Below are 24,921 nucleotides of genomic sequence, written 5' to 3' on the forward strand. Positions count from 1 at the left end.
ACACGCCGACGTCACGGCGTGTCGCTGTCTCATACTCACCACAAAGTCAGCGGAGACCCGCTGCGGCCAGGCGCTATCGCTTGAGGGCTTGCTCGATTGTGCGCATCACTTCATCCAGTGCGGCGTCCGTGCGGGCGACCATCACCACAACGTCCTCCTCGCCCTTGGCCGACACCATGGCCGCCGGGCGGGTGGGGATGGGGCGGGCGGCGCCGATGCCGGTGCCGAAGGCCTGGCGGACGATGTCGAAGGCGTGGTCCAGCTGTCCCTCCACATCGCCCACCCCGCCCGCGCGCAGCCAGCGTCGCAGGACGTGGTTGTGCGCGGTGACCACGGCGGAGGCGGCGACCTCCGCGAGCAGCGGGTCGTCGTCGCCGTCGTGGTGGGCGCCCTCGTCGAAGTGGCCCAGCAGATAGCTGGTGAACAGCCGCTCGTAGCGGGCCACCGAGGCGATCTCGCGCTCGCGCAGGGCGGGCACCTCGCGGGTCAGGCGGTAGCGCTCCACGGAGACCGCGGGGGCGGCGGCGTACATCCGCATGACCTCCTTGATCCCCCGGCACACCGTGTCCAGCGGGTGCTCGTGCGGCGGCGCCGCGTCCAGTACGTCCGCGGCCCGCACCAGTGTGTCGTCGTGGTCCGGGAAGATCGCCTCTTCCTTGGAGCGGAAGTGGCGGAAGAAGGTGCGGCGGGCGATCCCCGCTTTCGCCGCGATCTCGTCGACCGTCGTCGCCTCATAGCCCTGGGTGGCGAACAACTCCATGGCCGCGGCCGCCAGTTTGCGGCGCATGGCCAGGCGTTGCGCGGAGGCCCGGCGGTTGCCGGTGCCGCCGCTGCCGGTGGAGGAGTTCGAGCGGCTCGTACGCGGCGTACGAGTGGCCTTCAGAGGCTGGGACATGTGGGGAACGTACTGCATTTTCCGGGGCGATGCCCCCTGGACCCCGGGGGTCGCCGGGGCGGGCTCCAGCAGCCCGCCCCAGCCCGGCCGCTCCTCAGGCCTTCGCATACTCGCGGAAGCCGCGCCCCGTCTTCCGCCCCAGGCACCCCGCCGCGACCAGGTGCTCCAGCAGCGGCGCCGGCGCCAGACCGGGCTCCCGGAACTCGCGGTGCAGCACCCTCTCAATGGCCAACGACACATCCAGGCCCACGACGTCCAGCAGTTCGAAGGGCCCCATGGGATAGCCGCCGCCGAGTTTCATCGCGGCGTCGATGGCGTCCGGCGAGGCGTAGTGCTCCTGGACCATCTTCACCGCGTTGTTGAGATACGGGAACAGCAGGGCGTTGACGATGAAGCCGGCCCGGTCGCCGCAGTCCACCGGATGTTTGCGCACGGCCCGGCACACCTCGTGGGCGGTGGCCCGCACGTCGTCAGCCGTGAGGACCGTACGCACCACCTCGACCAGTTTCATCGCGGGCGCCGGGTTGAAGAAGTGCAGGCCGATCACGTCCTGCGGGCGCGAGGTCGCGCGGGCGCAGGTGATGACGGGGAGGGAGGAGGTGGTCGTGGCCAGCACTGCGCCCGGTTTGCAGACCTTGTCGAGGGTCGCGAACAGCTGCTGTTTGACGGCCAGGTCCTCCGCGACCGCCTCGACCGCCAGGTCCACGTCCGCGAAGGCGTCCAGCGATCCGGCCGGGACGATCCGGGCCAGCGTCTCGTCGCGGGCCTGTTCGCTCAGCCGGCCCTTGGCCACCGACCGCTCCAGGGACCGGGCGATCCTGGCCTTGGCCGCCGCCGCCTTCTCCGGGGCGCGGGCGGCCAGTACGACGTCGTGGCCCGCCTTGGCGAAGACCTCGGCGATCCCGCTCGCCATGGTGCCCGAGCCCGCGACGCCCACCGTACGGACCGGGCGAGCGGCGGCCGCGGCCCGGGCGGCGGGGTCCGGGGTCAGCGCGTCCGGGACGACGGCGCCGCTGCCCGGCGCCTCGTACGTATAGAAGCCGCGGCCCGCCTTGCGGCCGGTCAGCCCGGCCTCGGCGAGCTGGCCCAGGACGGGCGCGGGCGCGTGCAGCCGGTCGCCGGAGGCCGCGTACATCGCCTCCAGGACGGTACGGGCCGTGTCGATGCCGACCAGGTCGAGCAGCGCCAGTGGGCCCATCGGCAGACCGCAGCCCAGCCGCATCGCGGCGTCGATGTCCTCGCGCGCCGCGTACTTCGCCTCGTACATCGCGGCCGCCTGGTTGAGATAGCCGAACAGCAGCCCGTCGGCGACGAACCCCGGCCGGTCGCCGAGCCCGACGGGCTCCTTGCCGAGGTCGCGGGCGAGCGCGGTGACCGCGGCGACGGCGGCCGGGGAGGTCAGCACGCTGGAGACGATCTCGACCAGCTTCATGGCGGGCGCGGGATGGAAGAAATGCAGGCCGAGAACGCGCTCCGGGTGGGCGGAGTCGGCGGCCAGCCGGGTCACGGACAGCGCGTTGGTGCCGGTCGCCAGGATGGTGCCGGGCCGGACGACGGCGTCCAGGGCGGTGAAGACCTCCTGCTTGATGTCATAGCTCTCCGGCACGACCTCGATCACCAGGTCGGCGTCGGCCGCGGCCCGCAGATCGGTGGAGACGCGGAAGCGGGCCAGCGCGTCCGCGCGCTCCCGCTCGGTCATCCGCTCGCGGCGCACGGCGCGGGCGGTGGCGGTCTCCAGCGCGGCGAAGGCCCGGCGGGCGGCGCTCTCGCTGATGTCGACGCCGATCACCTCGCGGCCCGCGCGGGCCAGCAGTTCGGCGATTCCGGTGCCCATCGTGCCGAGCCCGATGACGGCGACAGTAGTGAGTGAGGCCGAGGAGGGGGAGAGATCTGGGGAGGGCGTACGGCCGGAGGGACGGCCGGCGTCGTTGGTCGGAAGACGGTCCATCGCGGACTCCAGAGGGTGTTCCCCGGAAGTGGGGATGACGTGACGACTGAGAGGAGCTTTCGGTCATGCGCGTTTCGGTCAAGCGCGGTGGGCTGACACGAAACTCCGGCGGAAGGAGCGGAAGGGCTTGCACGCTCCCTGACGGACAGCGCCACACGGAGCAAACTGCCCGTGGGAGACACACGGCCGACCCTGTCCCGGGGCCACGCCGTACAGAACTGCACTGCCGAACCGACTTCACACGGCGGCTGCGTCACCAGGCCGCCAGAGCAGGGGTGCTGCTCGTGTCGTCAGTTTAACTCGCGGGTAACCAAGATGCCAGGGCACATTTCGTGACCCGCGCGCCGGGGCGCCGGGCGCCGGTCACCGGGGAGGGGAGACCACGACATGGACGAAGAATTCCGCGTACTGACCGACCGGGTGCGGGCCTCGCTCTCGTCCCCGGAGGAGACCAGGGCCCACGCGTCGCTGCTCGCGCTCGTACGGCAGGGCAGTCCCGCCGCCCGCGAACAGCTCGCCCGTATCCTCGTCGCGCCCGAGCAGCCGCTGTGGGCGCGGGAGACGGCCGCGTTCGTGCTCGGCAGCGCGGGGGACCGGCGGGCCTTCGAAACCCTCGTGCTCCTCCTCAACTACCGCGAACCGGCCCGCTGCGCGACCGCCGCCCGCGTCCTGGCCCGCCTCGGCGACCCGCGCACCGCCCGCGCCGCGGCCGCCCTGGCCACGAACCCGCTGCGCACCGCCTACTCCCTCCACCCCATCCGGCTGCTCGTCGAACTCCGCGCCCCCGAGTCCGTCCCGGCCCTCGTCGCCGCCCTGGAGCGGCAGTTGGCCGCCCGCGACCGCCACTGGCCGATCGCCCGCGCCTGCGTCGAGGGCCTGGGCGCCATCGGCGACGAACGCGCCGTCCCAGCCCTCACCTCCGCCTCCCGCCACCCCCGCCTGAGCGCCGCCGCGGCGGCCGCCCTGGCCCGTATCAGCGGTGGCGGCGGCCTCGGGGCCACCCCCGACGCCGGCCCCACCCGCCGCCCGGCCCCGGACAAGTCGGGGCGGGCGCGGGCGCGGTGACGCGGTGGCGTGGTGAGTCCGTGGTGGCGGCCGGCCGTCGGCGAGCCGAGGCCGGCCGCTCGGTGTGGTGCCCGCTCGGTGTGGTGCCCGCTCGGTGTGGTGCCCGCTCGGTGTGGTGCCCGCTCGGTGTGGTGCCCGCTCGGTGTGGTGCCCGCCCGGTGCGGTGGGCCGCGTGGGGCCGGGCGGCCCGGGGGTACGGCGTCGCGCCGCGCGGGACCGCCACCCGGCGGGCCGGGCGGCCCGCCTCCGCCTCCCGCCACCCCCGCCTGAGCGCCGCGCTGTCGTGACCTCAGACGGCCGTGGGGGTGAGGTGCCGGGCGTAGCGGAGTTCGGGGACGGGGACGCCTTCCACCTCGTAGTCCTCCTGGCCGCCGTCGGGGGTGAAGCCCGCGCGCTCGTAGAAGTGGCGGGCGTGGGTGTTGCCCTCGAGGACCCAGAGCCGCAGGTGCGGGAAGCCGCGTTCGGCGGCTCTGGTGATGGACTCCGTCAGCAGGGCGTGGCCGATTCCGGTGCCGATCCGGTCGGGGCGTACATAGATCGCGTACAACTCCGCGTCGCCCGACGGGAGATCGCGGTCCCGGTACGGGCCGAGACACGCCCAGCCCACCACCTTGCCGCCCGCGTTCTCCGCCACGAGGTTGACGACGTCCCCCAGGCCCCGGGAGAAGAACTCCCGCCGCCGCGCCGCGTCCTTCTCGACGCTCAGGCCGTCCAGGTGCGCCTGCGGTATCAGCCCCCGGTACGCCGACTGCCAGCCGCGCACCCGTACCGCCGCCACGGCGTCGATGTCCGCTTCCGTCATGAGCCTTACGCGTACGCCGTCCATCCGACCACCGTAGGCCGCTTGACCCTGCCATTGGCGGCAGGGTCACACGATCCTCGCCATGAACCACAACAGCGACACCGACAACAGCGACACCGACAACAGGGTCGCCCTCGTCACCGGCGCGGGCACCGGGATCGGGCGGGCCACCGCCCGTGCCCTCGCCGGGCAGGGGGCGCGGGTGGTGGTGGTCGGGCGGCGGCCCGGGCCGCTGGAGGAGACGGCGGCGGGGCACCCGCGGATCCAGCCGCTTCCGGCCGACATCACCGCCGAGGGCGCCGCGGAGGACATCGTGCGGCGCGTGACCGAGTCGTACGGCCGGCTGGACGTGCTGGTCAACAACGCCGCGGTCGTACGCGCCGCGCCGCTGGGCGACATCACCCCCGAGCTGGCCACCCCGCTCCTGGCGACCAACCTCCTCGCGCCCGTCCTGCTGACGCGCGCGGCCCTGACCCCCCTGGAGGAGAGCGGCGGCGTGGTGGTGAACGTCAGCACCGCCGTCGGTCAGCGGGCCTGGCCGGGCAACTCCTTCTACGCGGCGACGAAGACCGCCCTCGAAACGCTGACCCGCAGCTGGGCGGTGGAGCTGGCGCCGCGCGGGGTGCGGGTGGTGGCGGTCGCGCCCGGGGCGATCGAGACCCCGATCGGGGAGCACCAGGGGCTGACGCCCGAGCAGCGCGAGCGGGTACGGGCCTGGCAGCTGGCCCACACCCCGCTGGGGCGGATCGGGCGGCCGGAGGAGGTGGCGTGGGCGATCGTGCAGCTGGCCTCGCCCGGGGCGTCGTTTGTGACGGGGGTCGTGCTGCCGGTGGACGGCGGGGCGGTGATCGGCTGAGAGGCGGCTGAGCGACAGCTGATAGAAACGGCACCGGAGGTGGGACCGGTGCGGATCGGGGAACTGGCGAAGGCCACGGGCGTGACGCCGCGCGCGCTACGCCACTACGAGCAGGCGGGGCTGATCAACTCCTCACGCGAGCACAACGGCTACCGCGACTACGACGAGCGCACCGCCGTCCGCGTCCGCAACATCCGCCATCTGCTCGCCGTCGGCCTCACCCTGGACGACGTCCGCTGCTTCCTGCCGTGCCTGGACGGCGATATGACGAGCGCGCGGCCCAGCCAAGAAGGGCTCGGCATCGCCCGGGACCGGCTCGCCGTCCTCGACGCGCGTATCGCCGCCCAGACCGAGGCCCGCGACCGTCTGGCGGGCGCCCTGGGCAACGTGAGCGCCCCTTAAAGCAGGGTCAGCTGGTCGGGTGCCTCGGCGGCGACCGCACCCGTATCCGCACCCGTATCCGTACCCGTACCCGCGTCCGCGTCCGCATCCGTAGCCGGACGGTCCGGGACGCCCCGGTGCTCGCCCGCGCGGTACGGGCCGATGCCGTACTCGTCGGCGAACTCGTGGACCATCCCGGTGATCCGCCGCTGATACCACCGGGGCGCGTACGTCCCGCCCTCGTACAGCGCGTCGTACCGGCGCAGCAGGCGCGGGTGGTGGTGGGTGAGCCAGGCCGTGAACCATTCGCGGGCGCCGGGCCGCAGATGCAGTACGAGCGGGGTCACGGAGGTGGCCCCGGCCGCGGCGACGGCCCGTACGGTCGCGCGCAGCTGCTCGGGGGAGTCGCTGAGGAAGGGGATGACCGGGGCCATCAGCACACTGCATGGGATGCCGTGGTCGGCCAGCGTGCGCACCGCCTCCAGCCTGCGCTGGGGCGAGGGCGTGCCCGGCTCGACGGTGCGCCACAGGTCGGGGTCGGTGAAGCCGACCGAGACGGAGACGCCGATGTCGGTGACGCGGGAGGCGCGCCGCAGCAGCTCCAGGTCGCGCAGGATCAGGGTGCCTTTGGTGAGGATGGAGAAGGGGTTGGCGCGTTCGGTCAGGGCGGCGAGGATGCCGGGCATCAGCCGGTAGCGGCCCTCTGCCCGCTGGTAGCAGTCGACGTTGGTGCCCATGGCGATGTGCTCGCCGCGCCAGCGGCCGGAGGCCAGCTCGCGGCGGAGCAGTTCGGGGGCGTTGACCTTCACCACGATCTGGGTGTCGAAGCCGAGCCCGGTGTCGAGGTCGAGATAGCTGTGCGTCTTGCGTGCGAAGCAGTAGACACAGGCATGGGAACAACCCCGGTACGGGTTCACCGTCCATTCGAACGGCATCCGGGAGGCGCCGGGCACCCGGTTGACGATCGAGCGGGCCCGGATCTCATGAAAGGTGATGCCGCGGAACTCGGGGGTGTCGAAGGTGCGGGTGGTCACCGCGTCCGCCGCGAAGAGGGCGGGCGCGGCGGCCCCGTCGCCGTCGGTCAGGTTGTCCCAGCGCATGGCGTGCACCTCCGGGGGTCTCGCTCGTACCCAGAATTAGAACACATGTTTCATTCATGGGTCAGCCCCCGGAGGTCCGTGTCCCGTCAGCCTCGGGCGCTCGGCGCCGTGGCCCGGGGCTCGGCGCTCGCCGCGCCGCCGGCCGCCCGGAGCGAGCCGGCGGTGAGGCGGGTGCGGCGGGCCGGGACGAGCAGGGCCGCGAGGGTGGCGGCGAGGCAGAGCACGGCCAGCAGGGCGTAGCCGTGGGTGTAGCCGGATTCGTACGGCAGGCCGGAGGGCTGCAGGCGGCTGGTGACCAGCACGCTGGTGATGGAGGCGCCGATGGAGCCGCCGATGGTGCGGATGTTGGCGTTCATACCGGTCGCGGCGCCGGTCTGCTCGGCGGGGACGCTGCCCACGATGAGGTTGGCCATCGAGGCGAAGGCCAGGCCGATGCCGAGGCCGAAGATCCCGGCGACGAACGCGACCTGCCACTGCTGGTCGTGCCACAGGGTGAGGAAGCCGCAGGCGACGGCGCCGAGTGCGGCGCCCGCCACCAGCAGCCGCTTGGCGCCGAGCCGCGGCTCGAGGCGGCCGCTGAGCACGCCCGCGCCGAACATGGCGATCAGCATGGGGAGCATCAGCAGCCCGGCCCCGGTGACGTCGGCGCCGAAGCCGTATCCCGCGGTGGACGGGGTCTGCGCGAAGGCGGGGAGGAAGGACCAGATCGCGTATATGCCCGCGCCGAACAGCAGCGCCGCGGCGTTGGTGGTCCATACGGCGGGCAGCCGCATCACGCGCATGTCGATCAGCGGGTTGGCGGAGCGGGCCTCGGCCAGCAGCCACAGGGCGAACAGCAGCGCGGCGGCCACGAAGAGCGTGATCACCCGGGCCGATCCCCAGCCCCAGACGGCGGCCTGGCTGAGCGGCAGCAGCAGCGCGATCAGCCAGCCCGAGAGCAGCGCGGCGCCGAGCCAGTTGACCCGTCCGGAGGCGCGGGTGGGGGATTCGGGGATGAAGCGCAGGGCCGGTGGCGGCGACGATGCCGACGGGCAGCCAGAACAGCCAGCGGTAGTCGAGTGCGGAGACGATGGGCCCGGCGGCGACCACCCCGACGCCGCCGCCCGCGGCGATGACCGCTGAGAGGTTGCTGATGCTGGGGCTCACCTCCTCGGCGGCGAACTCGTCGCGGATGATGCCGAAGGAGAGCGGGAACAGCGCGCCGCCGATGCCCTGGATCACCCGGGCGACGATGAGTATGCCGATCGTGGGCGCGAGCGCGGCGAGCAGACAGCCGAGCGTGAGCGCGACGAGGACCGCGACCAGGGTGCGCTTCTTGCCGATGAGATCGCCGACGCGGCCGAGGATCGGGGTGAAGATGGAGGCGGAGAGCAGATACGCGGTCATCACCCAGGTCGCGGTGGACTGGGAGGTGTGCAGGGCGTGCTGCACGGTCGGCAGGGCCGGGGCGATCAGTGACTGGAGCATCGAGAACACGCCGGCGCCTGTCGCGAGGACCGCGAAGGTGAGGCGGGTGGAGCTGCGTGGCATGGTGACCTCTCCGTACAGGACAGGGGATGGGGCGGTACGCGCCTGGGCACGGCCGACCTGGGGCGCGGGCACTGTGGAACGGTGGGCGCACGAGGGTGCGCGACCGGCGGTGCACGGCCCCGACTGATAAAGTGGAGGTGTACCTCCACTCTAGCGGAGGCCAACCTCCACTTTCAAACCGCTTGCTCCGAACCCGCTCCGAACCCGCTTCGACCCGTTCCACCCGGAGGCCCCCGTGACCGTCCCGCAGCTCCCCGTCGACGAGATCGTCGCGGCCCAGCGCCCGTACCGCCGGGACGCCGCGCGCAACTACGACGCGCTGCTGTCCGCCGCGCGCGAGGTGTTCGCCGAGAGCGGCGCCGAGGCGCCGCTGGAGGACATCGCGCGCCGCGCCGGGGTCGGCATCGCCACGCTCTACCGGAACTTCCCCACCCGCCGCCATCTCTTCGAGAGCGTCTACGCCGACGAGGTCGCCGCGCTCTGCCGGGTGGCCGAGGAGGCCGCCGCGCTGGAGCCCTGGGAGGCGCTGGACTCGTGGCTGCGCCGCTTCGTCGGCTACAGCGTCACCAAGCGGGCGATCCGCGAGGCCATGGACGACGAGTCGGACATCTTCCAGGCCTGCCGCGAGTCGATGTACCGGGCGGGTGGCCCGCTCTTCGACCGGGCGCGGCAGGCCGGCCGGGTCCGCGCCGATATCGACTTCGACGACCTGCTGCGGATGGTCGCCGGGATCACCGCGACCAACTTCCTCGACGACGCCCAGCGCGACCGCGTCCTCGGCGTGGCCCTCGACGGCGTCCGCGCGGTGCGCTGATCCGGTCGTCGCCGCTCTACCGGTGGCTGCCTCCAATTAGGCAAAGTCCCAGCAAAAATGGTTGGCTTGCCGCAGTCGATGGCGCCGCAGCCGAGGCGCCGTTCAGCGAGTGGAGGAGAGCAATGGGCCAAGTCGAGGCCACCACTGAGCGGATCGTCGCGGGCAGCCCCGAGGACGTGTTCGACGCGCTCGCCGACTACAGCGGTGTGCGCGGCCGGCTGCTGCCGGAGCAGTTCAGCGAGTACGAGGTACGCGAGGGCGGCGACGGTGAGGGCACGCTGGTCCACTGGAAGCTCCAGGCCACCAGCAAGCGCGTGCGCGACTGTCTGCTGGAGGTGACCGAGCCGACCGACGGGGAGCTCATCGAGAAGGACCGTAACTCCTCGATGGTCACCACCTGGACCGTGACCCCGGCGGGCGAGGGTCAGGCGCGGGTGGTCGTCACCTCGGTCTGGCAGGGCGCGGGCGGTATCGGCGGCTTCTTCGAGCGGCTCTTCGCACCCAAGGGCCTGGCCCGGATCTATGATGCGTTGCTCGCCAACCTCGCCACCGAGGTCGCGAAGCAGAAGTAACCGAAGGCTCACCGGATCGGGTGGTTTTCTCCGCGGCGCGGTTAGCCGCCGCACACCCTCCGACCGGGGCGAAAGCCTCTTACGTCCCTCTCCCCACCGGTCAGCGGCGATTCGTCGCGCTTGCTCACAGTTGTCGCGTAATGCGAGAAATGGGCGGCGGTGCAGGCGCGACGAGGGGAGAAGGACGTGGGCGGGATCACCTGGACCCCCCTGGCCAAGGGGGGCGAGCCGGGGCGCGCCGCCGGTCCCGTACCCGCCTGGGCCCGGACGGCGCAACAAGCGGCACAACAAGCTCAACAGGCACAACAACAGGCGCAACAAGCCCAGCAGGCGCAGCAGGCCCAACAGGTCCAGCAGGCGCAGCAGGCTCAACCGGCTCAACAGGCGCACGAAACGGTGCGGCAGCCGACGCACCAGACGGCCGATGACGCGCCGGACCCCGGTCCGGCGGGCGGCGGCCCGGCAGGCGATGGCGGCGCTCCGGTCGGGCTCAGCCCGGCCCGGGTCCGGATGGTGTTCTTCGGGCTGATGCTCACGCTGCTGCTGGCGGCCCTCGACCAGACCATCGTGGCCACGGCCCTGCCGAAGGTGGTCGGTGAACTGCAGGGCCTGGACAAGATGTCCTGGGCCATCACCTCGTACCTCCTCGCCTCGACCATCGTGCTGCCGGTCTACGGCAAGCTCGGCGACCTGATGGGGCGCAAAGGCGTCTTCATCTTCTCCATCGCCGTCTTCGTGGCCGGCTCCGCGCTCGCGGGCTGGTCGCGCACGATGGAGGAGCTGATCGCCTTCCGGGCGGTCCAGGGAGTGGGCGCCGGGGGCCTGATGATCGGCATTCAGGCGATCATGGCGGACATCGTCCCGCCCCGTGAGCGCGGACGCTACATGGGGCTCATCGCCGCCGCGTTCGGCCTCGCGTCGGTCGCGGGCCCGCTACTCGGCGGCTTCTTCACCGACCACATGTCCTGGCGCTGGTGTTTCTACGTCAATGTGCCCTTCGGCCTGGTCACCCTGGCCGTCGTGGTCGTCGCGCTCAAACTGCCCAAGCCGACCAGGCGGGCGCGCTTCGACTACCTGGGCGCGCTGCTCCTGGCCGTGTCCTCGACCTGCCTGGTGCTGCTGACGAGTTGGGGCGGCACCGAATACCCGTGGAAGTCCCGTGTCATCCTCGGGCTCGCACTCGGGGCGCTGGGCAGCGCGATCCTCTTCGTCGTCATCGAGTCGGTGGCGGTCGAACCCATCATCCCGCTGCGGCTGTTCCGTGACTCGGTCTTCTGCGTCACCGGGCTCATCGGCATGGTCGTCGGCGTGGCGCTCTTCGGGGCCGCCAGCTATCTGCCCACCTTTCTCCAGATGGTCGACGGCGCCAGCGCCACCGAGTCGGGGCTGTTGCTGCTGCCCATGATGGGCGGCATGGTCGTGGCCTCCGTCGCCTCGGGCCAGCTCATCAGCGCCACCGGCCGGTACCGGATCTTCCCCATCGTCGGCGGCGTGCTCTCCGCCATCGGCATGTGGCTGCTCTCCCGGATGGACGAGAACACCTCCCGCCCCGACTACAGCCTGTGGATGGGGATCCTGGGGCTCGGCATGGGACTGGTCATGCCGGTGCTGGTGCTCGCCGTCCAGAACTCCGCACGCCCCGCCGACATCGGCTCCGCCACCAGCGCCAACAACTACTTCCGGCAGATGGGCGGCAGTGTCGGCGCGGCCGTCTTCGGCACCCTCTTCGCCCACCGCCTCGCCGACCGGCTCGCGGTCGAACTCCCCACGGGCAGCGCCGATCCGGGGGCGTCCGGCGCCGGGATCCCCGACCCCGAGTCGGTCACCCCGCAGCTGGTGCACTCGCTGCCCGGCCCACTGCGCGACGGCTATATCGCGGCGTACGCCGACGCCATGCCGCGGATCTTCCTCTATCTCGTGCCGGTGCTCGTTCTGGGCTTCCTGCTCGCCTTCCTGCTGAAGGAGAAACCTCTGGTGTCCCACACCGACTTTGCCGTCCAGCAAGAACCCGTCGTCCCGGCCGCGCGCACCGTGCCCCGCACCGCCCCGACGCCCACCACCGCGGGCATCCCGGTCTGCGGCACCGTCCAGCACCACGACGGCACCACCGTCCCACGGGCGGCGCTCACCCTCATCGACGTCGCCGGACGCCAGATCGGGCGCGGCGCCACCGGGGAGGACGGACGGTACGCGCTGAGCACTCCGGGTGCCGGCTCCTACATCCTGATCGCCGCGGCCGGCGGCCATCAGCCGCGGGCCGTCAGCGTCACCGTCGGCGACCGTCCGGTCGACCTCGACGTCGTGCTCGGCGGCGCGGGGCGGCTGGCCGGGACGGTACGCACCGCGGACGGTGCGCCCGTACGGGACGCCACGGTCACCCTCACCGATGTACGCGGCGAGGTCGTCGCCACCACCCGCAGCGGGCTCGACGGCAGCTATGTGATCTCGGAGTTGGTGGCCGGCGAGTACACCCTCGCCTCCAGCGCCCCCGCCTTCCGCCCCGCCGCGCTGCCGGTCACCGTCCAGGCCGACCGCGAGACCCGGCAGGACATCGAGCTCGCGGGCGGCGCGGTGCTGCGCGGCGTGGTGCGGGCGGGCGGCGGACGGCTGGTCGAGGACGCGCGGGTCACGCTGCTGGACGCGGCCGGCAACGTCGTCGACACGGCGACCACCACGACCGACGGCGCCTTCCGCTTCGTCGACCTCTCGGCGGGCGAGTACACGGTGATCGCGGCGGGTTACCCGCCCGTCGCGACGGTCCTCCAGGTCGCGGGCGGCGGCCGTACCGAACGCGACCTTCAACTCGGCCACGAGGACTGAGCACTCCGGGGTGGGGGCCGGTTCGTCTTCGTGGCCTAGACTTCCCGGCCACTGACCAAAAACGCGTGGTCGCAGGCGCGGGCAAGGAGAAGTCGCGATGGCAACGGGGGGATGGGGTCCGCCGAACGGCCCCGGGCAGGGAGGCAACCGCTGGGGACCGCAGCCCCCGGCACCCGATCCGTACGGGCCTCCGCCGACACCGGATCCGTACGGACCGCCACCGCCGAACCCCTACGGGCCGCCCCCGCCCCCGCCGCCCGGGCCCTACCGCCCCGCGCCCACAGGTCGGCGCTGGTACCGGCGGGTGCCCTTCCTCTCCATCCTCGTCCCCCTGCTCCGCCTGGCGCACCGGCCCGCGCGGAAACTGTTCGACCAGGACGGCGGCGGGCGCGTCCACGACCCCCTGGTCGACCGCGTCCAGATCACCCGCACGGTGCTCGGCCTCCTCGCGACGTTCGCCCTCTACTACACGTACGGATCGGAAGGCGACCTGAAGGACCAGGCCAGCGAGAGTGCCGGCCTACTCATCCTGACCCCGATCCTGCTCCTCATCGCCGGACCGGTGATCATCGCCCTCTTCATCCGCTACGCGCCCGCGGAGCGGCGGCGGTTGCTGCGCTCCCGGCTCAGCGTCCCGGCCAAGACCGTCGGCTGGTACGTCCTGACCGTGGCCGTCCTCGTCGCCACACTGTGGGTGGTCTCGGCCAACACCGACAAGATGGAAGGGCTGCACGGGGTGTGGCTGTTCGTGGCCGCGGTCCCGGCGCTCGTGTTCGTGCTGTGGGGGCTGCCGTTCTTCGTCCTGGCCTCGGCCTACGTCGCCCGCTCGGCCTTCAACACCGCCTATGTGCACGCCGCGCTGCCTGCCGTGATCACCGTGGTGATGGTGTGGATCATCGCCGTCCTGAACGCGACCGGGGACGGTATGCCGGGCGGGCCGCTGTGGGCCCAGTTCTGTGCCCTGTTCGGCGGCCCGCTCTCGGTGACCGGGCTCGCCCTATGGGAGCTGCGCCGACTGCGCACCCGCCACGGTGTGACCATACGCGGCTGAGACGGCGGCTGAGAGAAACCCCTATTCGGGTATTGCGGCGCGCGGCGCCCCGCGGCGGCCGTACCGTGGGTAGCTGTGGCGCAGATCTTGCCTGGCTAAGGAGTCATCCCCCTATGGACCGTGGCACGTCCAGCGGCGACGACGAGGTGGGCGGGGTGCCCCGGGTGCCGGTGCAGCGGGGTGGCGGGCCCGGGCGGATGCCGCTCGCGGTGGTGGTCGTCGATGTCGACGGGCTGGTGACGCACTGGAGTTCCGGTGCGCGCAGGCTCTTCGGGCGGAGCCGTGAGGAGGCCGTGGGCTGCCGGGCCGTCGATCTGATGCCGGTCTCGGGCGCGCTGGGCGGGGCGGACTGGGAGGGCGGGGAGCGCGGGCCGGACCTGGACGCCTCGCCGGGCGGGGCGGCGCCCTACCCGACGGCCGGGCGGGCCCGGATGGCCGATGGCCGGGACGACGATCCGGTCGAAGTGCTGTGGTGGGCCTATCCGCTGGTCGGGCCGGGGCCGGAGCGGCTGCTCGTGCTCGCGGCCGACGCCTCGGGCCCGGCCGAGGCGGAGCGCGCGGCCGTCGGCGGGGAGCGCGAGCGGTTCGCGCCCGGCTTCGCCCGGCACACCCAGTTCCCCGGCGCGGACCGGCTCGCCGGGCGGCTGCCGGACATCCTGCCCAATATGGGCCCGGCCAGGGCGGGCCGGATCGTCGCCCAGATCCTTGAACTCGGCTATCCGGTGCTGGAGATCAGCAGGCACGAGCGGGTGCCGGTGACCCCGGACTGGGGCCTGCCCCGCTACCGCGAGCGGCAGGCGCGGCAGGAGGCGGCCCGGCGCGCGGCGTCCGCGGCCGGGACCGAAGACGTGACCCGGGGCGGGGGCGCGCGGGAAGCGTCGCACGCCCCCGGTGTGCCGTACGCCTCCGAAGCCCGGTACGCAGCCGAAGACTCGTACGCATCCGCGGCCCCGTACGACGCGGCCGAAGACCTCGACCTGGAGTACGCCGCCGTCCGCGAGCGGCTGGAATTCCTCAACGAGGTCAGCGGGCGCATCGGCAGCTCCCTCGACCTCGCCCGCACCATCCGCGAGGTCACCAGCGCCGCCGTGCCCCGCTTCGCGGACTTCGCCGGCACCCATCTGCGCGCCCAGGTGCTGGCCGGCGAGGGGTTCCCCGACGGTCCGCCCGACGTCACCACCATCTGGCACCGGGTGTGGGTCGAGCACAACGACGAACCGGGCCGCTGGGACGACACCGTGCCGGTCGGGGAGGCCATCGCCTTCCCCGAACACACGCCGTTCTTCCAGTGCATGGTCACCGGCGAGCCCGTGCTGATCCCGTACCTCGACGACGCGCTGGGCGACCGGATCTCCGGGGAGTTCGAGAAGCGGGACCTGCGGCCGCTGATCAACGGGCGGTCGCTGCTGATCGTCCCGCTCACGGCGCGCGATGTGGTGCTGGGCTTCATGGTGCTGATGCGCCGCGCGGGGCGGGAGCGGTTCCACGACATGGACCGTACGACCGGGGCCGAACTCGCCGCCCGCGCGGGCCTGGTGCTCGACAACTCCCGTATGTACACCTACCAGGAGAACGTCGCCGAAACGCTCCAGGACAGCATGCTGCCCCAGGTCACCCCGCGGATGGCCGGATGCGACACGGCCACCCGCTATCTGCCGGGCACTCGGCTCGGCCGGGTCGGCGGCGACTGGTTCGACTGCGTCAAGCTGTCCGGCTCGCGCACCGCGCTCGTCGTCGGCGACGTCATGGGGCACGGCCTGAACGCGGCGGCGATGATGGGCCAGTTACGCACCGCCGTACAGACCATGGCGGCCCTCGACCTGCCGCCCGCCCAACTGCTGCGCAGCCTCGACGACCTGGCGCAGCGGCTCGGCGAGCACTACCTCGCCACCTGCCTCTACGCCGTCTACGACCCCATCCGCTCCGAACTGCTGATCTCCAACGCGGGCCATATCCCGCCCGTCTTGGTGCGCGCCCAGGACGGCCGCAGCGAACTGCTCGACCTGCCCACCGGAGCGCCCATCGGGGTCGGCGGGGTGCCCTTCGAGACGGCCCTGGTACGGGTGGCGCCCGGCGACCGCCTGGTGCTGTGCACCGACGGCCTGGTCGAGGTGCGCGGCCAGGACATAGGCGCCGGGCTCGCGGCGCTGTGCGAATCCGCCGCGCACCCCGCGGCGTCGATGGACGAGGCATGCGACACCATCATCCGCGCCCTCAACACCCGGGGCGGCCGCAAGGACGACGTGGCGCTGCTGATGGCCCGGCTCAACGGCATCCCGGCGGCGGACGTGGCGCAGTGGCGGCTCGCGCTGGAGCCGGGCGAAGTGCGCCGGGCGCGGCGGCTGGTGCGCGAGCGGCTGCTCCAATGGGGCCTGCCGGAGGCAGTGGAGACCGCGGAGCTGCTGGTCAGCGAGGTGGTGACCAATGCGATACGGCATGCCCACACCCATCATGTCGTGCTGCGTCTGGTGCGTACGGACGCGCTGCTGTGGGAGGTCTCCGACGACGACCACGAACTGCCGACGCTGCTGAGCGCGGGCCGCGACGATGAGACGGGGCGCGGGCTGCGGGTGGTCGGCGCCCTGGCCCGGGAGTGGGGCAGCAGCCGGTCGGCGGACGGCAAGACAGTCTGGTTCGAACAGAGCCTTCCGCGTCAGGGGCGTACGGAGGCGTCTACTCCGGGGAGCGGCGGATGAGCGTATCGGAGCGCTACAGGCAGGCGTGGGAGAGCTACTGGCAGCACACCTCGGACGCGCCGGGGGAGGCCATCTGGGACGCCGACCCGTCGCTGTCCGCGATCCCGCACCTCGCACTGCTGGCCCCGTACGCCGACGCCACTCTGCCGATCGCCGACCTCGGCTGCGGCAACGGCACCCAGACCCGCTATCTGGCCACCCGCTTCCCCCGCGCCATCGGCGTGGACCTGTCCTCGGCGGCCATCGACCACGCGCGGCGCGCCGATACGGAGAAGGTGGCGGAGTTCGAACAACTCAGCCTGACCGACGCCGCGCGCGTACAGGAACTCCATGGGCGGCTGGGCGACGTCAACGTCTATCTGCGCGCGGTCATCCACCAGAGCGACCCGCCCGACCGGCTGCCGGTCGCCGAGGCGGTGGCCACCCTGCTGGGGCGGCGCGGCCGGGCGTTCGTGGCCGAGCTGACCGAAGAGTCCAAGACCGTGCTGCGGGAGGCCGCACAGAGCCCCGGCGGCCCGCCGCCCAAGCTCCGCCGGGTGTTCGACCACGACCTGCGCCCCGCCGACGCGCGCACCGCCGAAGTGCCGGAGCTGCTGGGCGAGGCGGGGCTTACGGTGCTGGCCGACGGGCCCACCACCCTGCCGCAGACCGAGTACCGGGCGGACGGGACGCGGATCGACCTCCCGGCACACTGGTACGTGGTCGCCGCGCTCAATTCCTCGCGCGCAGCGTGATGACCGTGGCCGTGCCGAGGGAGCCTTCGGTGGGGATCGTACGGGTCGTGGTGGCGCGCCCGTCGATGAGACGGCCCAACGACGCGGGGCCGGGCTGCAACCGGCCCCGTTCGAAGAGGACGAGGCTCACCTCGACCCCGGCGGCCGGGGCCATCCGCCGGTACTGGCCGTAGGTGACCGCGTCGCAGCCGGAGTACCAGCCGAGGTCGGGCTCGTAGCCGGTGACCAGCAGACAGGGCCGGTCACCGGCGAGTTGCCGGGCCACGGCGAGAGTTGAGACGCGTTGGGCGGTGGGGCCCGGCATCGCGTCGTGCGCCACGTACTGCGCGGTCGCGGGCACGGTGACGGCGGCCAGCGCGGCGATGGCGGTGAGCACGGTCGCGGACCAGCGGCCGGCCGATTCGGCGAGGGTCTGCACGCCGAGGACGGTCAGCAGGACGACGGGCAGGTAGACGAAGCGGGGCTCGCCGTCCGTGGCCACCCCCAGCACGATGAAGGTGAGCACCGCGGTCATTCCGAGAAACCCCCGGCTCCGGTCGCCGGGTCGCGGCGTCGCCGAAGTCCTCGAAGTCGCCGCCCCCGTACGCCGGTTGCCGCGCCGCCGCCGGATCGCGGCGCCCAGGCCCCACAGCCCCGCGGCCATGACGACGCCACCGAGGTCGCCGGCCAGCCGGTACGGGAAGACGGACAGGTAGTACACGAGACCGTCGCCCACATAGGCCCGCCCGGCGTGTTCGGTCGCGGAGAAGACCAGGCCGAGGGGGCTGCCGGTGGCCTTGGTGGCGTAGATGAAGTGCGGTATCAGCCCGGCGAGCAGGACGCCCGCGCACAGGGCCAGTCGGCGCCCCTGGGCCAGCCAGGCCCGGGGGCCGTAGGCGAGGACGGCGGCTACGGCGACGGCCGCGAGGGTGCCCACCACGCCGTACCGCAGATGGAAGGCCGCGAGCGCCGGGAAGGGCAGCAGCGTCAGAGCGCGTGAACCGGGCTTCTCCTGTGCGCGGACGAGCAGATAGACCACGGTCAGCAGCAGGCCCGTGGCGCCGATGTCATTGAGGAACAACGGGAGGCGGCGCAGAAAGCCCAGCCCGCTGAGGAGCAGAAGAGTCACCACCACCGCCCGCCGGGGGGTGGTCAGCCGAGCGGCGACCAGATAGGCCGTGGCGAGGGTGAACAGGGTCAGGAGCAGCGCCACCACCCGCAGCGCCCCGACGTCGTCGTGCACGGCCAGGGCTATCCGGCCGAGCGCGGGAAGCCCCACCGGGCGGTAGGTGCCCCAGCCCGCGTCCGGGGTGCCGTCGAGCCAGGAGCGGGCCTTGTTGCCGTACACCGCCTCCTCATGGCCGATCAGCGGCTCGTGGTCCTGAAGCGCGGCCCATACGGCGGTGGCCATGGCCAGGACCGCGGCGGCCCCCGCCCACACGGGTATTCGCCTCAGCCGGTCGATGGCACGTACGACCAAGGGCGGCGGGGCGGGCATTGCGCGCAGCCCCCGCAGGGCGAGCAGCCACGCCGGGGCGGCGACGAGCAGCCAGGGCCACGGCTGCCCGTCGGCGACACCCACCGCGTGCAGCACCTGCTGTACGACGGCGGCGAGCGTCGTCACGACGGCCACCACCAGAGCCACCCGCCGGCCACGGGGCGTTCTGACTTCTCCGCCGCGCACCGGGTCGGGGCGAAGGACAGGGGCGATGGTCACAGGTCACCTCAAGGGCCGGAAAGCAGGCAGGGGCAGGCAGGGAACAGACGGGGAACGGGCCCGATGGTCACCCGGAGCTGCTGAGACGACGCTGAAGGATCCTGAAGACCTCTTCAGGGACGGCCGGAACCGCTGGGGATACTGAGGCGATGCGGCTACTGGTGGTGGAAGACGAGGAAGGGCTCGCGATCGCCCTGAAAAGGGGCCTGGAAGCGGCCGGATACGCGGTGGACGTGGCCCATGACGGCCTGGTCGGGCTGCACATGGCACGCCAGCACCCGTATCAGGCGATCGTGCTCGACATCATGCTGCCCGGCCTGAACGGATACCGGGTCTGCGCCAGGCTCCGTGCGGAGGACATCGAGACGCCCATCCTCATGCTGACCGCCAAGAACGGCGAGTACGACGAGGCCGAGGCGCTGGACACCGGCGCCGACGACTTCCTGGCCAAGCCCTTCTCGTACGTGGTGCTCGAGGCCCGGCTGCGGGCCCTGCTCCGCCGCGGCGGCGCCCGGACCCGCACCGTGCTGCGCATCGGCGACCTGTGGATAGACCCGGCCAACCGGTCAAGTGGCCGCGGCGATGTCCAGATCAGGCTGACCGCCAAGGAGTTCGCGGTGCTCGAATGCCTTGCGCGGCGGGCCGGTGAAGTCGTGCCCAAGATAGACATCGTCGATCAGGTCTGGTCGGCGGATTTCGAAGGCGATCTGAACATCGTCGAGGTGTACGTGAGCGCCCTGCGCCGAAAGATCGACACGCCTTTCGGCCGCGCGTCGATCGAGACGGTCCGGGGCATCGGCTACCGCATGACCGGCCATGGCGCCTGACGCGCCGGACAGCCGGGCGGTGCGCACCCGGCCGCGCAAGTCGCTCGCCCCGCAAGTACGCGCCGCCGTACGGGCCGGGCTCGCCGCGGCCTGGCTGCTCATCGCGGTCGCCGTGTGTCTCCCGTCCATGGATGTCATGGAGCTGGTACGCAGGCCCGAGGTCGAGGGCCCCGCCGTCATGCTGATCCTCGGCGCCACGGTGTGGGCGTTCGCACGGCCTGCCCGACAGGCGCTGTCCCTGCGGCTGCGCGTCGCGCTCGTGGTCGGCGCCGCCACCGCCCTCCTCTTCGCCGCCGAACTCTGGTGGTCGGTCCAGACCGGCGGATCCGCGTTCGGCTACCTGGCCGGCCTCGGCTGGGGCCTGGCGTTCTGGGGACCCCTCGCCGTCGTGGTCCTCGCCGTCACCGCGTGGACGGCGGCGGACCGGGCGCTGCGCCCCGTCGAGGCCATCCGCCGGGAACTCGAGGACATCACGGCCCGGTCGCTGGGCCGCCGGGTGCCGGTCTCGTCCTCGGGCTCGGCCGATGAAATCGCCCGGCTCGCACGCACCATCAATACGACCCTGGACCGGCTGGAGCGGTCGGCCGAACTCCAGCAGCGGTTCATCGCCGACGCCTCCCACGAGCTGCGCAGCCCCCTCGCCGGGCTCCGGGCCTCCCTCGAATCGTCGCTGACGCACCCGGACGGCGTCGACTGGGAGGCCCGGGTACGCGATGCCCTCCGGGACATCGTGCGGCTCCAGAACCTCAGCCACGACCTGCTGCTCCTGGCCCAGTTGGACGGCGGCGCGCCCGCCGCCGATACGAAAGTCAATCTCACCGACCTCGCCCACGATCTGATCGTGGAACACCAGCACCTGCCCCACCCCCGCCCGCTCGACATCCGCTGCGTCGCCGCCGACGACCCGCCGGTCTGGGTCCGGGGCAGCGATGTCCAGCTCGAACGGCTGCTGCGCAATCTGCTGGGCAACGCCTGCCGTTACGCCCGCACCACGGTCGAGATCACGGTCGGTACCGAGCGCCGCCACGAGGACGGGGACACCGTCGTGTTCGAGGTGCGCGACGACGGCCCCGGAATCCCCGCGGCGGACCGGGAGCGGGTCTTCACACGCTTCAGCCGACTGGAGGACGCCCGCACCCGAAAGTCCGGCGGGGCAGGACTCGGCCTGGCCATCGCCCGCGAGATCGCGGTCCGCCATGGCGGCACCCTCCACTTCGCGGAATCGGCGCACGGGACGTGTGCGGTTGGGCGGCTGCCGTCCATTGCACGGTAGGTCAAGCGCTGTGCGCTGGGTATCAATGACATTCCGGCCCTCTGGTGACACAGTTGCCATTTCTCATGGGGTGAGGAGGCCAGGGTAGTGACTGCCCCGAAGCAGGTCCATTACGACTTCAATGCCGCGGAAACGCTGAGCAAAGCGCTTGGTCTGGCGTACGACAAAATAAAAGCGTTCGCAGAGCTGCGCGCAGGGCAACGCGCGGCGCAGTTCAATCAGTTCGGGAGGGAATGGCGAGGCGGGAAGCGTCAGCAGTTCGAATCCGAGTTCAATGCCCAGCAAGCCGCATTGGGCAGACTGGCTCAGGAAGTGCTCGGCATTCAGGCCCAGGTCAAACACGCGACCGACCAGGCGCAAAAGGCCCGTGCGGCCCTCCTCAAGAATCCCGAAGGAAACTGAGCGCATGGGCGAAGCAGCCGCGGTTCCGCAAAATCTCTATAACTATGCCGATAAGACGACCGGTGCCGCCCGGGATCTGAAGGGGTGGATTACCGGTGTGTTGTCTCCGGCGATCTCGTCCTACCAGGCGGGCGCGAAGGACTTCGGAAACGACATCAGCAATCTGACCGTCGCGCGGTGGGGACCGAGCGGAGGCGCCGTGGACGGTGAGGTGCTCAGTAACCTCGGAACGATTGCCGCCACCGACACCGAGGTCAAGGCTGTTGGCAAGGCATTCGAAGTGGCGGGGGGCGGCGGCGGGGCGCAAGTGTTCAACCCGGGTTTGCTGCCTTCACGCGGGTACGTCGTCACGACGGATGACAGGATCAACCAGACGCGTGAACTGGCCGACGTATACGATAAGTACTTCGGTGCGATACCTCCCATGTCGTCGCAGACAACGACATGGGTCCGCCCGGTGGGCGGCAATCATGGGGTTATCCTCGGCCGGTTCTTCATCCCTTACAAAACCGGGGCGTTCGGTTTGCTGGAGGGTGACGATCGCTCATTCTCGGCTAATCCGAACGCTCCGTACCGCATAGCCTTCGCATGGGATACGGCCACCGGAAAGATCACCTACACCGTAACTCCGTCGGTGGCGATCGTCCGACTCTCAGAGCACAAGATACAGGATCCGCCCTTGAAGAAAACGATTCCGGCAAAGGGTATCGGTGAGGGCTTCTGGAAGAACAACGTCAAAGTTTACCTGGACAACAACGGCTCTCTCCAGGTGAAGTACACGGGTATCAACAGCAAAATGCCGTATTTTGCCGTGAACGGGGACATCGGAATCAAGTTGGGTGATTCGGGTGGCTCCCAGGTCAAGCTCGAGGGTGATGCATACCCCAACTTCGAGCTGCTTCAGTATCGTGCGGGTCATCCGCCCCAGTTCCTGGCGCAGTCGAAAACCCGGGAGAACGAGGGGAATGCCGTCGAGCCCGGCCTGAACTCGACGCCTCATTGGCCGGCTGGTCAACGGGAAGAGGCGTGGAACAACGGGAAACACATACCGTTCGACAGTTCTCCTGTTGAGACTCCGAATACGCATATCTGGAGGGAGCCGGGGCCGCCTCAGCGGCGAACGGTGTCTTGAGGTGCGGCCGGTGCCTGGACGGCGGAGGCGAGGAGCGCCAGTTTGTCGGCGCTGTCGGTGCCGGGGTCCGGGTGAAAGACGATCAGCGTCTGGCCCGCCGCGCCGCCGATGCCCAGCCGCTCCTGGTTCAGCCGCAGGCGACCGACCTGGGGGTGGTCGATGCACTTGGTCGTGCCTTCGCACACCACCACGTCATGGCGGGCCCACAGCCGGCTGAAGCGGGGGCTGGCGAGGGAGAGCTCACCGACGAGCTCGATGAAGCGGGGGTCGTCCGTATCGGTTCCGACAGCCTCGCGGAAACCGGCGACCATGCCCACGATGGCGTTCTCCCAGTCCGCATAGAGGGCGCGCTCGGCCGGGTCGAGGAACGCGTCCAGCAGGCGGTTGCCGCCCACCGCCAAGCGCGGTGACACGGCGGTCGCCAAGGCGTTGGCGGCGAGCACGTCGAAGTAGCGGCCCTCGACGTACGCGGGCAGCGGGAGCGCCGCCACGAACTTGGCGATGCCCGGTGGCACGGTCTCCTTCCGGCGCGGGCGTCGGCGCCGCTGCCGTCGGGGGTTGTCGGTGCCCAGGCGCAGCAGGTACGCCGTCGCGTCCTCGTCGAGCCGCAGCGCGCGGGCCAGTGACTCCAGAACCTGTACGGAGGGGTTGCGGTCGCGGCCCTGCTCCAGCCGCAGGTAGTAGTCGGCGCTGATGCCCGCGAGCATCGCCACCTCCTCCCTGCGCAGGCCCGGCACCCGCCGTACCCCCACCACGGGGATACCGACCTGTTCAGGAGTGACGAGCTCACGGCGGGCGCGTACGTAATCGCCCAACAGGTTCGGTTCGTCGGTCATCTCGCCACCGTAATCCGCACCGGGTGTGTGTGCCTGGTCCTGTCACCCCCAGGATCGCCGGGGCTCTGGCTGGGCCGGAGCCGGGTCGGCAGCGTGGTCAGCCGACAGGCAAGCGACAGCGAGGAGCGAAACCATGGCCACATATCTGCTGGTACACGGCGCCTGGCACAGCGGACAGTGCTGGGAGCGGGTGGTGCCGTTGCTCGGGTCGGCCGGACACCGGGTGGTCGCGCCGACCCTGACCGGCTACGGCGACAAAGCGCATCTGCTCGGCCCCGAGGTGGGGCTCTATACGTATGTCGACGACGTCGTCAGGCTGATCACCGAGGAGGGCCTGAACGAGGTCATCCTCGTGGGCCACAGCTACGCCGGGCTGGTCATCTCGTCCGCGGCCAACCAAATCCCGGACCGCATCGGACATTTGGTCTACCTCGACGCGATGGTCCCGGAGGACGGCGAGACCGCGGTCGATGTCCTCCCCGTCGCCCAGGCCCAGATCGACCGCGCTCTCCAGTCCGACAGCGGCTGGCGCGTCCCGCCGCTCCCTGAGTTTCCGCCGCCCATGGGGCTGTTCGGAGTCACCGATCCGGCTGACGTCGCCTGGCTGCGCACGATGCTGTCGGACCAGCCCGTACGCTGCCTCCAGCAACCGGTCCGACTGGACAACCCGGCGGTGGACGCGATCCCCCGGACGCACATCCACTGTGTTGTCGGCGAGCCCGAAGGCATTACCCGGCGCCCGGTCCCCGCGATTCAGCCCAACGGCGACCCGGCCCAGGTGTGGGAGCTGGCGACCGGCCACGACTGCATGATCACCACGCCGGTCGAGCTCACCGATCTCTTGCTGAAGCTCGGCTGCTGAGGTTTTCGGTTCGGGCTGACTGCTGTGTGCTGCCCGCTTCGCGGGTGGCTTCGCGGGTGGCTTCGCTTCGCTTCGCCTGTGCCTACGCCGTCGTCTCGCGGCATTCGGTTCGGGCGGGTGCGGGTTTCGTCTCGGACCCTCCGGGTCCAAAGCGGCAGCAGGAGGGAGGAGGGGGCGGCTGGCCTGTCGTCCTGGTTCCTTGGCCCGGTGGGTGGTTGGGCTCAGGACAGGCTCCGCTGCGCTCCGCCGCAGCTGCTGCCGCGCAGTGGCTGGCCGGTCGGTCCAGCGGTGCGCTCGGCTGGGGGTGCGCGAGCGCGACGTACGGGCCGGCTATCGCTGGTCGGCATGGTCCGGTTGCCGCGTGCGGGCATCGTCTCGCGCCTTCGGCGCAATGCGGCCAGCAGCGGGAAGGGGGGGCGGGCCGGAGGCTTCGTCGCCGTCCGGCCCAAGGGGGCGTCACTGGCTCGCGAGCGGGGGGACGGCGGTTGGGCGCCCGAAGCGGTGGAGGCCGGTCCGGTTGGGGCTCTCCACCCACCTGCTCTTAAAAAACTGCTTGCTCTGCATCAAGTACTGCATCAACCGTCTTTTTTAGAGCAGGTGGGTGGAGAGGCGATCCCGTCCCCCGGTGC

Annotated in this window: 20 protein-coding genes and 1 pseudogene; 14 read left to right on the top strand and 7 right to left on the bottom strand. The window is 71.6% G+C overall.

Features of this window, described 5'->3' with window-relative positions:
- Window positions 1-73: 73 nt before the first annotated feature.
- Window positions 74-895, bottom strand: a complete 822-nt coding sequence (locus tag ACWDSL_RS38195) for a TetR family transcriptional regulator (protein WP_450492553.1) — start codon at window positions 893-895, stop codon at window positions 74-76.
- 94 nt (window positions 896-989) lie between these two features.
- A complete protein-coding gene (locus tag ACWDSL_RS38200) occupies window positions 990-2,843 on the bottom strand; it encodes a 3-hydroxyacyl-CoA dehydrogenase family protein (RefSeq protein WP_450492554.1) in 1,854 nt (617 codons plus the stop codon).
- Window positions 2,844-3,230: 387 nt separating this feature from the next.
- On the opposite strand from ACWDSL_RS38200, the gene ACWDSL_RS38205 reads away from it, so the two are divergent.
- A complete protein-coding gene (locus ACWDSL_RS38205; protein WP_450492555.1) occupies window positions 3,231-3,908 on the top strand; it encodes a HEAT repeat domain-containing protein in 678 nt (225 codons plus the stop codon).
- Between the two features lie 289 nt (window positions 3,909-4,197).
- Here the strand turns inward: ACWDSL_RS38205 and ACWDSL_RS38210 are convergent, their stop codons facing one another.
- Window positions 4,198-4,710: an N-acetyltransferase family protein gene (locus ACWDSL_RS38210; RefSeq protein WP_450492556.1), complete on the bottom strand. Its 513-nt coding sequence runs from the start codon at window positions 4,708-4,710 to the stop codon at window positions 4,198-4,200.
- An 82-nt stretch (window positions 4,711-4,792) separates the two neighbouring features.
- Here ACWDSL_RS38210 and ACWDSL_RS38215 point away from each other — a divergent pair, with 82 nt between their 5' ends.
- Complete coding sequence (locus ACWDSL_RS38215) at window positions 4,793-5,566, top strand: SDR family NAD(P)-dependent oxidoreductase (protein ID WP_450492557.1); 774 nt, start codon at window positions 4,793-4,795, stop codon at window positions 5,564-5,566.
- Between the two features lie 48 nt (window positions 5,567-5,614).
- Window positions 5,615-5,968: a MerR family transcriptional regulator gene (locus tag ACWDSL_RS38220; protein WP_450492558.1), complete on the top strand. Its 354-nt coding sequence runs from the start codon at window positions 5,615-5,617 to the stop codon at window positions 5,966-5,968.
- On the opposite strand, the gene ACWDSL_RS38225 is transcribed toward ACWDSL_RS38220, so the two are convergent.
- Window positions 5,965-7,047 carry an Rv2578c family radical SAM protein gene (locus tag ACWDSL_RS38225; RefSeq protein ID WP_450492559.1) on the bottom strand — a complete coding sequence of 361 codons (1,083 nt, stop codon included), beginning with the start codon at window positions 7,045-7,047 and terminating at the stop codon, window positions 5,965-5,967. The genes ACWDSL_RS38220 and ACWDSL_RS38225 overlap by 4 nt on opposite strands.
- Window positions 7,048-7,133: 86 nt before the next feature.
- Window positions 7,134-8,577, bottom strand: a pseudogene (locus tag ACWDSL_RS38230) (MFS transporter).
- 235 nt (window positions 8,578-8,812) lie between these two features.
- Here ACWDSL_RS38230 and ACWDSL_RS38235 point away from each other — a divergent pair.
- The 6 genes from ACWDSL_RS38235 to ACWDSL_RS38260 all read left to right on the top strand — a co-directional run bounded on the left by ACWDSL_RS38235 (window position 8,813) and on the right by ACWDSL_RS38260 (window position 17,264).
- The gene (locus ACWDSL_RS38235) at window positions 8,813-9,391 is read left to right on the top strand and encodes a TetR/AcrR family transcriptional regulator (protein WP_398531438.1); all 579 of its coding nucleotides are present in this window, start codon (window positions 8,813-8,815) and stop codon (window positions 9,389-9,391) included.
- Between the two features lie 122 nt (window positions 9,392-9,513).
- Complete coding sequence (locus ACWDSL_RS38240) at window positions 9,514-9,963, top strand: SRPBCC family protein (protein ID WP_385618694.1); 450 nt, start codon at window positions 9,514-9,516, stop codon at window positions 9,961-9,963.
- Between the two features lie 396 nt (window positions 9,964-10,359).
- A complete protein-coding gene (locus tag ACWDSL_RS38245; protein ID WP_450492570.1) occupies window positions 10,360-12,783 on the top strand; it encodes an MFS transporter in 2,424 nt (807 codons plus the stop codon).
- Window positions 12,784-12,880: 97 nt separating this feature from the next.
- On the top strand, window positions 12,881-13,834 hold the full coding sequence (locus ACWDSL_RS38250; protein WP_450492560.1) for a hypothetical protein: 954 nt from the start codon (window positions 12,881-12,883) through the stop codon (window positions 13,832-13,834).
- 113 nt (window positions 13,835-13,947) lie between these two features.
- Window positions 13,948-16,530 carry a SpoIIE family protein phosphatase gene (locus ACWDSL_RS38255; RefSeq protein ID WP_450492561.1) on the top strand — a complete coding sequence of 861 codons (2,583 nt, stop codon included), beginning with the start codon at window positions 13,948-13,950 and terminating at the stop codon, window positions 16,528-16,530.
- Window positions 16,527-17,264, top strand: a complete 738-nt coding sequence (locus ACWDSL_RS38260) for a class I SAM-dependent methyltransferase (RefSeq protein WP_450492562.1) — start codon at window positions 16,527-16,529, stop codon at window positions 17,262-17,264. The genes ACWDSL_RS38255 and ACWDSL_RS38260 overlap by 4 nt, the downstream gene beginning before the upstream one ends.
- Here the strand turns inward: ACWDSL_RS38260 and ACWDSL_RS38265 are convergent.
- Window positions 17,242-18,960, bottom strand: a complete 1,719-nt coding sequence (locus ACWDSL_RS38265; RefSeq protein WP_450492563.1) for a glycosyltransferase — start codon at window positions 18,958-18,960, stop codon at window positions 17,242-17,244. The genes ACWDSL_RS38260 and ACWDSL_RS38265 overlap by 23 nt on opposite strands.
- Before the next feature lie 149 nt (window positions 18,961-19,109).
- Between ACWDSL_RS38265 and ACWDSL_RS38270 the strand changes: the two genes are divergently transcribed.
- The 4 genes from ACWDSL_RS38270 (at window position 19,110) to ACWDSL_RS38285 (ending at window position 22,594) form a co-directional block, all read left to right on the top strand.
- Window positions 19,110-19,787 (top strand): response regulator transcription factor, encoded by a 678-nt coding sequence (locus tag ACWDSL_RS38270; RefSeq protein WP_450492564.1) that lies wholly within the window; start codon window positions 19,110-19,112, stop codon window positions 19,785-19,787.
- The gene (locus tag ACWDSL_RS38275) at window positions 19,777-21,060 is read left to right on the top strand and encodes a sensor histidine kinase (protein ID WP_450492565.1); all 1,284 of its coding nucleotides are present in this window, start codon (window positions 19,777-19,779) and stop codon (window positions 21,058-21,060) included. The genes ACWDSL_RS38270 and ACWDSL_RS38275 overlap by 11 nt, the downstream gene beginning before the upstream one ends.
- A gap of 87 nt (window positions 21,061-21,147) precedes the next feature.
- A complete protein-coding gene (locus tag ACWDSL_RS38280; RefSeq protein WP_450492566.1) occupies window positions 21,148-21,462 on the top strand; it encodes a hypothetical protein in 315 nt (104 codons plus the stop codon).
- A 4-nt stretch (window positions 21,463-21,466) separates the two neighbouring features.
- Window positions 21,467-22,594 carry a hypothetical protein gene (locus ACWDSL_RS38285; RefSeq protein WP_450492567.1) on the top strand — a complete coding sequence of 376 codons (1,128 nt, stop codon included), beginning with the start codon at window positions 21,467-21,469 and terminating at the stop codon, window positions 22,592-22,594.
- On the opposite strand, the gene ACWDSL_RS38290 is transcribed toward ACWDSL_RS38285, so the two are convergent.
- Complete coding sequence (locus ACWDSL_RS38290; RefSeq protein WP_450492568.1) at window positions 22,573-23,430, bottom strand: helix-turn-helix domain-containing protein; 858 nt, start codon at window positions 23,428-23,430, stop codon at window positions 22,573-22,575. The two genes, ACWDSL_RS38285 and ACWDSL_RS38290, sit on opposite strands and share 22 nt — an antisense overlap.
- 133 nt (window positions 23,431-23,563) lie before the next feature.
- Between ACWDSL_RS38290 and ACWDSL_RS38295 the strand changes: the two genes are divergently transcribed.
- Window positions 23,564-24,292 (top strand): alpha/beta fold hydrolase, encoded by a 729-nt coding sequence (locus ACWDSL_RS38295; protein WP_450492569.1) that lies wholly within the window; start codon window positions 23,564-23,566, stop codon window positions 24,290-24,292.
- Window positions 24,293-24,921 lie beyond the last annotated feature (629 nt).

Source organism: Streptomyces sp. NPDC000941 (genome assembly GCF_053599555.1).